Below are 12,034 nucleotides of genomic sequence, written 5' to 3' on the forward strand. Positions count from 1 at the left end.
GGGCGACTTCTTCCGACCCCACCGAGGCGATTCCAGCAGGCCCCGAAATGTGAAGCCCGCTCCGAGGCAACCTGCATCGGCCCCGCCCGTGACCGGCTCGGAGGGCCAAGTAGGACTGTTTTCAAGCCGTCTTCGCTGGCGGTGATCTTCGCAGATTGGGGCCGATTCGAGGCGCCTCGGTGGTCCCAAAACGCGTCGCCATAGCCAGTTTTACCGCCCGGGAGCCATCGAACAACTGGAGCTGGAGGCCACGTTGCACACTCTGGCTACCCTGCTGGGCCCGCACCTCTACGACGCGGAAGACGACTGCGACCCAACTCCACCTGACAGCCCCCATTTTGCGACGTTCAGGCAGCTTTACCCATTTGGCCAAACAGATAACTGAATGAGGAAGATCGTGGTAGAGAAAGCTTCCGCCGGAGCGTCGGATGTCGTGGTCACCGGACTCGGAGCGGTCACGCCCCTGGGCGCCAACGTCACCTCCAGCTGGCAGGGCATGCTAGAAGGCCGGTCAGGAGCCCGGGTTTTGAACGAACCGTGGGCCCATGAGTTGCCTGTGCGGATCGCCGCACCCGCGGCCGTGGACCCCGCGGCAGCCCTCCCGCCCGCGCAGGCGCGCCGGATGGACCGCGTCACACAGCTGGCGCTGATGGCCGTACACGAAGCCTGGGCGGACGCCGGCCTCGATACCGCTACGGAGCTGGACACCGAGCGGCTCTCGGTCGCGGTCTCCACCACCATCGGCGTAGAGACCATGCTCGCTGCGCATCAGACGCTCCAGACCAAGGGCTGGAAGCACATGTCGCCCTACGCGGTGCCCTCCCTGCTGCCCAACAGCTCGGCGGCGCAGATAGCCATCCAGTACGGCGCCCAGGGCAGTGCCCATGCGCCGGTGAGCGCCTGTGCCTCGGGGGCCGAGGCCATCGGGCTGGCGGCGGACATGATTCGCTTGGGCCGGGCCGACGTCGTGATCGCCGGCGGCGCCGAGGCGCCGATCCACCCGTTCGGCCTGGGCGGGTTCGCCGCCATGCGTGCCCTTTCCCGACGTAACGACGACCCGCAGGGTGCCTCCCGCCCTTTCGCCAAGAGCCGGGACGGTTTCCTGCTCGGCGAGGGCGCGGGCATCGTGATCCTTGAGTCGCAGGCCCATGCCCGCGCCCGCGGTGCCCGGGTCTACGGCCGGATCCTCGGTATCGGAATGTCTGTCGACGGGCACCGCATCGCCCAGCCGCAGCCCGAGGGACTCGGTGCGGCCAAAGCCATCACCCGGGCGCTCGCCGACGCCGGCCTGTCGGTCACCGACATCGCCCATGTCAACGCCCACGCCACCTCCACACCGGCCGGAGACCTCGCCGAAGCCCGCGCCCTACATCGTGTGTGCGGCGCCCACACCGACCAGATCGCCGTCTCGGCTCCCAAGTCCATGATCGGACACCTGCAGAGCGGATCCGGCCCCGTCGAGGCGATCACCACCCTGCTGGCCCTCTACCACCGCGTCGTGCCCCCGACCCTCAACGCAGAAGAGACCGACGACGCAATCGGCTTGGACATAGTGACCGGATCACCGCGCCAACTTCCTCAAGGACCACTGGCGGCCCTGAGCAACTCTTTCGGCTTCGGCGGCCATAACGCCACCTTGGTCATCGCTTCCTGAACGGCCTCGCCCGCGGGTGATGGATCTGCCCATGACCAGCAGGTTCACTCCACTCCCACGCTGCCGCTGATGGTCAGGTCGCCCGGCAATCTCACCCACGGGAAGCCGACTGGCCCGCCCCGCCGCCTACACCCACACCCTGAACCGCGCCGGCGACGGCTGGGACCTGCGGCTCTCCCGGTAACGTTGTCGCTGCCGCTCACGCACATTGCCCGGAGCGCTTCAGCGTTCCCGGGCGATGTCGTCTCTGGGGGCCGGATCAGCGCCTATCAACTTCTGTCAGCAACACCGGTTCCCTGATCCGTTCCCACCCGGACCCCCTACTCGGTGGCGCCGCTCAGCAGCGTCTGAAGGTCCTCGTCCATCATTCCCAAGGCCACCAGGAGTGCGCGGATCTCGCTGACGTGTCCCTGGAGCAGGTCGCACATCTCGATCAGGGCGGGCGTCGAAGGGCAGGACTCGGCCCCATGCAGCTGCCTCCTCGCGGCGAGCAGGTGGAGCGTCGCCATCGCCAGCTCGTGGACCATCTCATGCGCCACGTTGCCGGTGGACTTCCTCGAACCGCATTTCGCCATGCTGTGCTCAACGACCCGTCGCCGCCCAGGTGTCGGCCGCCCGCCGCGCCGGGCGCGGCGGCCTGTGGGTCATTCGTCGGTGCCGTCATCGTCATCGTCGAGGTCGGGTGCGTCCGGGTCGCGCAGCGGGCGCAGGCCGCTGACCGGCTGCGGTGTGGGGTGGCCCTCGCGGCCGAACATCCGCAGCAGGTCGTAGGCGCGTACCTGGTTGGTGACCAGGGAGCCGGCCACCCGCAGCATGTCCGGCCAGGCGGTGAGCACCTGCTTCACGTTCACCTTGTTGCGGGCCAGCGCCTCTAGCGGCCCGTACCCCCCACCGTCTCGGCGCCGGGCATCTGGGTCTTCCAGAACCGCTGGTCTTCGAGGTCTTTGAAGCGCGGGGAGAAGCGGCAGCCGAACATCTCGAAGATGCCGGACACCATGTCGGAGTAGGAGGCGTTGTCGGTGGCGACCATCTCCGGCTTCACCCCGCCATCCAGATTGAGCAGGGCATCCAGGATGAACCGGGAGTCGCGCGGGGTGCCGGGCACCACCATCTGCCCGATGCCGATCACCTGGTCGTTAATGGCGTTCAGCCAGGTGATGCCCTTCTTCTTCGCGAAGTACTTGGGGCTCGGGCCGGCGTTGATGGTGCGGACGGGGACGACGAAGCGCAGGCCGTCGACGGAGGCGAGCAGGCCCTTGCCCCAGAACTGCACGATCGGCACCCGGGCCTGGGCCTCGATCAGCGCGGCGTTCGCTGCGGCGATGGTGTCGCCGCGCAGGTAGTACTGGTCGACGTGGACCAGCCGGGCGCGGGTGAGCGCCTCGTAGTTCGGGTTGATGACCGGGGTCATGCCGATGTTGCACGCCTCGCTCACGAGCAGGGCGACGACCGAGGTGGTCAGGTCCTTCATGCGGGCCTTGCCGTCGCCCAGGTGCACGAAGGCGTCCAGGAACCCGGTCCAGCCGTGTACCTCGAACAAAAGGTCCGGCAGGTCGATTTTGGGGAGCATCTCCTCGACCCTCTTGCGCAGCCGGTTCAGCGACTTCGACTCGCCCAGGGCGTGGAGCTTCTCCACGTTCAGCTTCGCCCGCCCGCCTGGCTGCATCTCGAAACTGATCTTCGCGTCCGGGCCGGCCTCTTCGAGGCGCTCGGCCATCTGCTTCCATGTCGCGTCCAGGACCTCGATCAGTTCCTTGAGGTGCTGTTAGGCGTTCTCGTCCAGTCTCAGCCCGGCCAGGACGTCCTCGCGTACCGCCTCCCAGCCCTTGCCCTGGAGCAGGCGGGCGCGCGGGTCGGACCAGCGATGCGAGGGGGAGGCGTAGATGTCGCGGCGTTTGAGGGCCCGGAAGAGCTGTTCCAGGACGCAGACCACGTACGCGTCGCGGTCCACCGCCCCCTGGGACAGCTCGGCATTCGCGTACACGGCCTTGCGTCAGTGCGCCGGCACGAGCTTGTCGTCGACCTTCCGCGGCAGCAGCGGCTTCTCGCCCACCTTCCGCCGCGACAGCGCGGGCAGTCGCTTCGCGCCGGCCAGGATGCGCGTCCCGCCGGTTGCGGCCCCGAGCGCCGCGTCTCGCCCAGCAGCGACAGGAACGGCTTGACGGTGTTATAGCGCAGCGCCCGCGCAGCGCCGTCTCCGCCGCGTCGTCGTCCTCAGGCACCAGGCTCACCACCGTGACCGCCGCGCTGGACAGCGCCGCACGGGGCGCGACCTCCTCCAGCGCCCGCCACATCGCTGCCACGTCCACATCGCAGCCGGTCTCCTCGATGAGCTCCAGCTCCTCGATGACCACCGTCGCCGCCCTGGCCACGATCCGGGATGCCTTCTCCAGCTGCGGCAGAGTGGACAGGCGCTGCTTGTCCGTGGACCGCTTCGCGGTGCTGATCAGCCTCGTTGCCATCAGGATCTCGAACAGGTCCAGGGCGTCGTCGATCGCCTTGGCCTCCGGGTGGCGCATCACCGCGGTGAGCATCGCAGTGCGCTTGGGCTCCGGGGTCCGCTCCAGCTTCGGGGCCTTGGTGCCCAGCCCGTACCGGGCCGGCGCGGACAGCCGGTTCGGCGGGATCTGCTCCAGTCTCACCCGTCCCAGCTGGAAGGCGGCGATGTCGTCGACCCGCTGCAACGCGCCCTTCATCGCGGTACCCGTGGTCCGTGTCGGCGGCCGGCGCATCCGCTCCAGCTCCGAAACCCGCTTGCCCTCCGGAGTCTTCAATGTTGCCACCAGGTCCCCGGGCAGCGCCGCATCCGCCCGCCCGGCCGCCTTGGCGACCGCGGCGTGCAGCCGCCTCTCCGCGACCCCGCGGACCTCGGCGACCTGCCGGGCCAACACACTCACCCCCGGCAACAGCACCCGGTTGCGGCGAAGCCAGCCCACCGAGTGATCGAACAACGCCTTCGGCCCCTCGGCATGGGTCCACGCCCGCCCGTGCAGGAACGCCCGGAACTTCCGGCCCTGGTCGTGGTCCTCGTACAGGTGGTAGCCGTACGCCTCACGTATCTCCCACGCGTGGTCGTACACCGTCTGCCGCCGGTCCGTGTACCGCTCACACACGAGGGGTCCTTGATGCCCAGCTGCCCGGCCAGGTGCTCCACCACCGGCCACGGCACATCCAGCGGTTCCTCGCCCAGGAACAGGCCCACGTACCGCACCGTGCACATCTGGAGCGCGAACCCGAGCTGGTGATGCTGCGTACGCCGCAGCGCGATCAGATCCCGGTCCACATCGTCCAAGAAGAAGAACCGCTCCAGCTCGGGCTGCGTCGGCTCCTCGGCGAACTTCCCGTACGCCTCAGCTTCCTCATCAGTTCAGAACTCGACTGGCATGCGGCGGACGTATCCACCTGCCCGCGAGCGACCGTGGCCCTTTGAGCGAACACCCGTACGCAAAAGATCATTTGTGCTAATGGATCACGGAAGGGCGGGCGACGGGCGGTTCGAAATTTCTTCAATCATTCGGAAACTAGGGCCTCACAGATACTAAGGAGGTCACCAAGCATGTCAACACCCATCACCGCGCCGCCCCCACGATCTGGCCATGCAGGCTCACAGAAGGTGAAATATCTTCACCATTCGGGCGATTGATCTACGACGAAGTGGTCTCAACCGTCTTCGAATGTTTCGAGGCCTTCTGCGATTCATGCGAGAGGTATTGACGGGATTGGCCAGCCCCCTATCATCCAGATTGCTCGGCATGCCGATCCGCGTTCGACATCTCGTATACGCGGCAGCCGCTCCGCGTGAACCAGCAGGGCACCTCCGGACAACTCCAACCGCCAACGGCTGGGCCCCAGAAGGAGAACGCCACACATGCAGATGTCATGGACTCATCAACCAGTGCCCCGTCGCCGCGCGCTGACGGCCGCCACCGGCCTGGCCGCCGGTGTCCTACTCCCTCCGACAACGGCCCCCGGCACCGCTTCCGCCCGAGAGCCGGCCCTCGCGCCTGCGGCGGCCTTCACCAACCCGGTGATCTGGCAGGACTTCGCGGATATTGACGTCATCCGCGTCGGCGGCACCTTCTACGCCTCGGCCTCGACCATGCACTACTCACCGGGCGCCCCCGTCCTTCGCTCGTACGACCTGGTGAACTGGGAGATCGCCGGCCACTCGGTACCGACCCTCGACTTCGGCGCCAAGTACGACCTGAACGGCGCCCGCGGCTACGTCCGGGGCATCTGGGCGTCATCGCTGGCCTACCGGCCGAGCAACAGGACCTTCTACTGGCTCGGCCAGATCGACTTCGCCCGGACGTACCTCTACACCGCCACCGCCGCCGAGGGCCCCTGGAGCAGGCTCGCCACGATCAACACGCCGTACTACGACGCCGGGCTGCTCGTGGACAGCGACGACACGCTGTACGTGGCGTACGGGAACACCACCATCAGCGTGGCCCAGCTCTCGCCCGACGGCCGCACCCAGGTCCGCACCCAGCAGGTGTTCACGACACCGTCGAGTATCGGCACGCTGGAGGGCGCCCGCTTCTACAAGATCAACGGGCAGTACTACATCTTCCTGACCCGTCCCGCCAACGGCCAGTACATCCTCAAGTCGTCGAGCGGCCCCTTCGGCCCGTACACGCTGCGCCAGGTCCTGCTCGACCTGCGCGGGCCGATCCCCGGCGGGGGCGTGCCGCACCAGGGCGGACTGGTACAGACGCAGACCGGCGCCTGGTACTACCTGGCCTTCGTGGACGCCTACCCCGGCGGCCGAATGCCCGCCCTGGCGCCGGTCACCTGGACCGCGGACGGCTGGCCCGTCCTGCAACTCGTCAACGGCGCATGGGGCACCTCGTATCCCAGCCCGGCCCTGCCCCCTCCACCCCGCCCGGTCACCCCCATGATCGGCGTCGACACCTTCGACGGCACGATCCTCAAGCCGAGATGGGAGTGGAACCACAACCCGGACACCACCAAGTGGTCGGTGAACAACGGCCTGACCCTGCGGACCGCGACGGTCACCAACGACCTCTACTGGGCCCGCAACACCCTTACCCACCGGATCCAAGGCCCCACCTCCACCGCCACCATCCAGCTCGACTTCTCGGCGATGCGGGACGGCGACCGGGCCGGACTCGCCCTGCTGCGTGACTCCTCCGCCTGGATCGGGCTCAAGCGCGACGGCGGCACGACCCGGGTGGTGATGGTCGACGGGCTGACCATGGACGCCAACTGGAACACCACCGGCACCGGCACGGAGCGGGCCGGCGCCGCCGCGCCGGGCGGTCGCCTCTGGCTGCGCGCGAACGCCGACATCCGTCCCGGCGCGGCACGCCCGGGCACCTTCTCCTACAGCACCGACGGCATCACCTTCACCCGCCTCGGGCCCGCCTTCTCCCTGGGCAACGACTGGCGGTTCTTCATGGGTTACCGGTTCGCCCTCTTCAACCACGCCACCCAGGCGCTCGGCGGCGCGGTCCGCGTCCTGCGGTTCGAGCTGACTACGCCCTGACGAGGTCCACCGATCGCACCAACGCACCCCCCACCCCACGAGGAGCACCATGAACCCGCTGAAACGGCTCGGCCGACGCCGAGCCTCGATCCTGGGCCTACTGGCCGCGACCGTCCTGGCGACACCCGGGACCGCGACCGGCGCGACCGGCGCGCCCGACACCGTTCGGGCCTCCACCCTGGGCGCCCAGGCGGCCCAGTCCGGACGCTACTTCGGAACCGCCGTGGCCGCAGGCCGGCTCGGCGACGGCACGTACACCGGCATCCTGGACCGCGAGTTCAACTCGGTCACACCCGAGAACGAGATGAAATGGGACGCGACCGAGCGTTCCCGCGGACAGTTCACCTTCGGCGCCGCCGACCAGATCGTGAACCGCGCGACGGCCCGCGGCCAGCGGGTACGCGGCCACACGCTGGTGTGGCACTCCCAACTGCCCGGCTGGGTCAGCTCCATCAGGGACGCGAACACCCTGCGCGGCGTGATGAACAACCACATCACCACGGTGGCGAACCGCTACAAGGGCCGGATCCACTCCTGGGACGTGGTCAACGAGGCCTTCGCCGACGGCTCCAGCGGCCAGCTCCGCAGCTCGGTCTTCCGTGACGTGCTGGGCGACGGCTTCCTGGAACAGGCGTTCCGCACGGCTCGGACAGCCGACCCGTCGGCCAAGCTCTGCTACAACGACTACAACATCGAGGACTGGAACGCCGCCAAGACCCAGGGCGTCTACCGCATGGTCCGCGACTTCAAGGCACGCGGCGTGCCCATCGACTGCGTCGGCCTCCAGGCCCACTTCGGCGCCGGCGGTCCCCCCGGCAGCTTCCAGACGACGCTGTCGAGCTTCGCCGCCCTCGGCGTGGACGTCCAGATCACCGAACTGGACATCGCGCAGGCCGCGCCGAACGCGTACGCGAACACGGTCAGGGCCTGTATGAACGTGGCGCGCTGCACCGGTATCACGGTCTGGGGCATCCGCGACAGCGACTCCTGGCGCAGCAGCGAGAACCCACTGCTGTTCGACCGCAACGGCAACAAGAAGTCGGCCTACAACGCGGCGCTGACCACGCTGGGCGGCACCCCCACCGCATCGAGCGGTTCAACCACCGCACAGACCAGGGCAGTTCGCTCGGCCAAGTCGGCCGCCGCCCTCCCCTCCACCTTCCGCTGGAGCTCCGGCGGCCCGCTGATCGCACCGAAGTCGGATGCCACCCACAACATCGCCGGCATCAAGGACCCGACGGTCGTCCAGTACAACGGCAAGTACCACGTGTTCGCCAGTACCGCGAGCTCCTCCGGCTACAACCTGGTCTACCTGAACTTCAACGACTGGTCCCAGGCCGGCTCGGCCACACACCACTACCTGGACCGCACCGCCATCGGGTCCGGCTACCGGGCCGCACCGCAGGTCTTCTACAACGCGCCCCAACGCCTGTGGTACCTCGTCTACCAGACCGGCAACGCGTCGTACTCCACCAACCCCGACATCAGCAACCCGAACGGGTGGAGCGCACCGCGCAACTTCTACTCGTCGATGCCGGACATCATCAAGCAGAACATCGGCAACGGCTACTGGGTCGACATGTGGGTGATCTGCGACAGTGCCAACTGCTACCTGTTCTCCTCCGACGACAACGGGCATCTGTACCGCTCCCAGACGACCGTCGGCCAGTTCCCCAACGGCTTCAGCAACACCGTCATCGCCGCCCAGGACTCCAAGTACGCCCTCTTCGAGGCAAGCAACGTCTACAAGGTGCAGGGCACCAACCAGTACCTGCTCCTCGTCGAAGCCATCGGATCGGACGGCCGCCGCTACTTCCGCTCCTGGACCTCCACCAGCCTGGCCGGCTCCTGGTCACCGCTGGCCGCGTCCGAGAGCAACCCGTTCGCCAAGTCGAGCAACGTCACCTTCCCCTCAGGTGCCTGGACCCGGGACATCAGCCACGGCGAGATGATCCGCGCCGGCTACGACCAGACACTCACCGTCCCCTCCTGCCGGCTCCAGTACCTCTACCAGGGCATGAACCCCAACGCGGGCGGCGACTACAACACCCTCCCGTGGCGGCTCGGCCTCCTCACCCAGACCAACTCCACCTGCTGACCGACCGTGCCACGGGGAGCGCTCCCGATGGAGACGCTCCCCACACTCCTCACGCTCACCGCCACCCATCGGACACATCCCTGTCAGAAAACCGAGGTACCGTCATGCGCCGCAGACTGCTCGCCCTGGCAGCAGCGCTCTCCTCACTGCCACTGGCACTCGCCGCCGCACCGACCGCCCACGCGGCCGACCCGACGACCATGACCAACGGGTTCTACGTGGACCCCGACTCCAGCGCCAAGCGGTGGGCCGCCGCCAACCCCGGCGACGGCCGGACAATCGCGATCAACACCTCCATCGCCAACACCCCGACGGCCCGCTGGTTCGGCTCCTGGAGCGGCACCATCGGCACCGCCACCGGCGCGTACGCGGGCGCCGCGGACGCCCAGGACAAGCTGCCCATCCTTGTCGCCTACAACATCTACAACCGCGACTACTGCGGCGGGCACTCCGCGGGCGGAGCCTCCTCGCCGTCCGCCTACAGGAACTGGATCGCCCAGTTCGCGGGCGGCATCGCGGGCCGCCCGGCCGTCGTCGTCCTCGAACCGGACTCCCTCGGAGACTACGGCTGCATGAACCAGGCCCAGATCGACGAACGCGAGACCATGCTCACCGGCGCGCTCGCCGAGTTCAACCGCCAGGCTCCCAACACCTGGGTCTATCTCGACGCAGGCAACCCGGCCTGGGCGGGCGCAGCGACCATGGCCCAGCGCCTCCACGAAGCCGGCCTCCGACAGGCCCACGGCTTCTCCCTCAACGTCTCCAACTACCTCACCACGGCCGAGAACACCTCGTACGGCAACGCCGTCAACAGTGAACTGCGCGCCCGCTACGGCTACACCAAGCCGTTCGTCGTGGACACCAGCCGCAACGGCAACGGCTCCAACGGCCAGTGGTGCAACCCCACGGGCCGCCGTATCGGCACCCCCACCCAGTTGGGCGGAGGCGCCGAAATGCTCTTGTGGATCAAGGTCCCGGGCGAGTCCGACGGCAACTGCGGCGCCGGAACCGGCTCCTCGGCCGGACAGTTCCTCCCCGAAGTCGCCTACAAGATGATCTACGGCTACTGATCCGGGACCACTCGGGCGCAGTTCCGATACCGGGTCAGGGGCGAGAGTGGGCTTGATCCGCTTTGACGGACATCCGAGATCAGGGGTTCTGCCCCGCGAGGATGTCCGTCATGGAGAGCAACGCCGCCGCCACTGCGAAGAATCTGACGAGCCGGATCGTCACCTCGTCGGGCCGTCGGTCTTCGGCGGTGCCGAGAGCTCCGGCGGGAGAGCCGGCGTATCGTCGGCCTGGAACCGCTGGCCGACTTGGTCGACGGCCTCCAGAAGACGGCAGCGCGCGGGTCACACCAGGTCGCCTCGTGTTCGGTCGTTGATTTGCGCGGGCCCCCGGTGAGCCAGGGCTCGCGATCAGGGACCGGTGGTCAGGGGCCAGCGGTCAGGGACTCGAAGTGGGCCCGTTGCGCGGGGTAGTAGTCGTCGAAGCTCGGTGCTTCGGTGCCGTCGCGTGCGGCGACGAGCATGTCGAGGTAGTACTCCCAGCCCGGTCCGATCTCGCCGATTCCCTTCGTGGTCGTGAGGTGGTGGACGAGCTGGAGTTCCGTCGTCCCGGCCGACTCGGACAGCCGCAGCTCCATGTGCCAGTCCCCCGCCTCGTCGGACATGGAGACGGCGAGGCGCCGTGGAGGCTCGCACACCTCGATGAGCAGATCGCACCAGGGCGCGCCTTCCTCGTACGCCATCCGGGCCCGGACGGTACGACCTGGCCCGGCGTCGCCTTCCCAGGGGCCGAACCAGCGTGCCGTGCGCTCGGGTTCGGTGACGCTGGCCCAGACGTCGTCGATGGGCGCCCCGAAGGTGCGGGTGTGGACCAGGTCGTCGCCGTCGGCGGTGGGCACGAGCCGGACGATGGGTGATCGTTTCACGCGGTGTCCTCCGTACGTTCTCCGTGGTGTGCCGAGTAGCCCGCGCCCCGTTCGCGGCGAGTGCGGCGGACCTCGGTCTCGAGGGCGTCCAGGCGGTGGTCCCAGCCGACCGGTTCGTTGGCCCGGCCGGCCGGTTCGCGGATCAGGGCGATCCACTCGGCGAGCTCCCCCAGAGGTTCCGGGGTCAGCGTGTACATCCGGCGCCTGCCCGCGAGCTCGTCGCGAACCAGACCGCGCTCCCGCAGCACGCGCAGGTGACGGCTGATCGCGGGACGGCTGATGGCGAAGCGACGCGCGATCTCGCCCACCGTAAGAGTGGTGCCGCGCAGCATCAGGAGGATGTCCCGGCGTACGGGATCCGCGATCGCATGAGCCACACCGTCCATGCCTTAAAGCGTAACTCATCGGTTACGGATTCCGGAGCGTTAGGGCCGATCCGCGGCACCACCCCCGATCACCGCGACGAGCGGGTCACGCTGCCCGTTGCGCGCGATTCCGAGGCCCCGGACGGGCCACCTCGTCGGCCCCGCGACGGGCCGACGTACGGCCTGCTTGATGCCGCCACCGTGGGCCAGAAAGACGATATCCAGCGCGAGTCTGTCGAACAGAACCTACAAATCGCCCGTTTCGGCCGCCCGTTGGAACGCATCGAGGGCGTCCAGGGGCCCGGCCGGGGAGCGGGTCCGCGCGGCCGACGCGCAGCGACGTGTGCGTGCCCGGCGGTCGATCCGGCGGACCGCGGCCAGGCTCTTGTCGACGGCTTCCGCGATCTCGTCGTACTCCAGGGCGAACACCTCACGCAGTACGAACACCGCCCGCTCGGTCGGCGCGAGCGTCTCC

At 68.4% G+C, this 12,034-nt stretch carries 7 protein-coding genes and 2 pseudogenes; 4 read left to right on the forward strand and 5 right to left on the reverse strand.

Translation table 11 applies throughout. From position 1 onward, the window contains the following. Nucleotides 1-397 precede the first annotated feature (397 nt). Nucleotides 398-1,654, forward strand: coding sequence for a beta-ketoacyl-[acyl-carrier-protein] synthase family protein (locus tag AB0I18_RS49750; protein WP_363112483.1), 1,257 nt, complete (start codon nucleotides 398-400; stop codon nucleotides 1,652-1,654). A 320-nt stretch (nucleotides 1,655-1,974) separates the two neighbouring features. Here the strand turns inward: AB0I18_RS49750 and AB0I18_RS49755 are convergent, their stop codons facing one another. Further along, nucleotides 1,975-2,193, reverse strand: a complete 219-nt coding sequence (locus tag AB0I18_RS49755) for a hypothetical protein (protein ID WP_363112484.1) — start codon at nucleotides 2,191-2,193, stop codon at nucleotides 1,975-1,977. A gap of 186 nt (nucleotides 2,194-2,379) precedes the next feature. Beyond that, nucleotides 2,380-5,039: pseudogene (locus tag AB0I18_RS49760) on the reverse strand (Tn3 family transposase); the annotation flags it as partial. A 489-nt stretch (nucleotides 5,040-5,528) separates the two neighbouring features. On the opposite strand from AB0I18_RS49760, the gene AB0I18_RS49765 reads away from it, so the two are divergent. The 3 genes from AB0I18_RS49765 (at nucleotide 5,529) to AB0I18_RS49775 (ending at nucleotide 10,331) form a co-directional block, all read left to right on the forward strand. Further along, nucleotides 5,529-7,163 (forward strand): glycoside hydrolase 43 family protein, encoded by a 1,635-nt coding sequence (locus tag AB0I18_RS49765; protein WP_363112489.1) that lies wholly within the window; start codon nucleotides 5,529-5,531, stop codon nucleotides 7,161-7,163. 49 nt (nucleotides 7,164-7,212) lie between these two features. After that, nucleotides 7,213-9,261: a non-reducing end alpha-L-arabinofuranosidase family hydrolase gene (locus AB0I18_RS49770; protein ID WP_363112485.1), complete on the forward strand. Its 2,049-nt coding sequence runs from the start codon at nucleotides 7,213-7,215 to the stop codon at nucleotides 9,259-9,261. 104 nt (nucleotides 9,262-9,365) lie between these two features. Next, complete coding sequence (locus AB0I18_RS49775) at nucleotides 9,366-10,331, forward strand: glycoside hydrolase family 6 protein (RefSeq protein ID WP_363112486.1); 966 nt, start codon at nucleotides 9,366-9,368, stop codon at nucleotides 10,329-10,331. A 362-nt stretch (nucleotides 10,332-10,693) separates the two neighbouring features. Here the strand turns inward: AB0I18_RS49775 and AB0I18_RS49780 are convergent, their stop codons facing one another. The 3 genes and pseudogenes from AB0I18_RS49780 to AB0I18_RS49790 all read right to left on the reverse strand — a co-directional run. Further along, complete coding sequence (locus tag AB0I18_RS49780) at nucleotides 10,694-11,194, reverse strand: SRPBCC family protein (RefSeq protein WP_363112487.1); 501 nt, start codon at nucleotides 11,192-11,194, stop codon at nucleotides 10,694-10,696. After that, complete coding sequence (locus AB0I18_RS49785) at nucleotides 11,191-11,580, reverse strand: metalloregulator ArsR/SmtB family transcription factor (RefSeq protein WP_363112488.1); 390 nt, start codon at nucleotides 11,578-11,580, stop codon at nucleotides 11,191-11,193. Before AB0I18_RS49785 ends, AB0I18_RS49780 begins: the two co-directional genes overlap by 4 nt. 138 nt (nucleotides 11,581-11,718) lie before the next feature. Further along, nucleotides 11,719-12,034, reverse strand: a pseudogene (locus AB0I18_RS49790) (sigma factor-like helix-turn-helix DNA-binding protein); the annotation flags it as partial.

Source organism: Streptomyces sp. NPDC050704 (assembly GCF_040654355.1).
Lineage (GTDB): Bacteria > Actinomycetota > Actinomycetes > Streptomycetales > Streptomycetaceae > Streptomyces.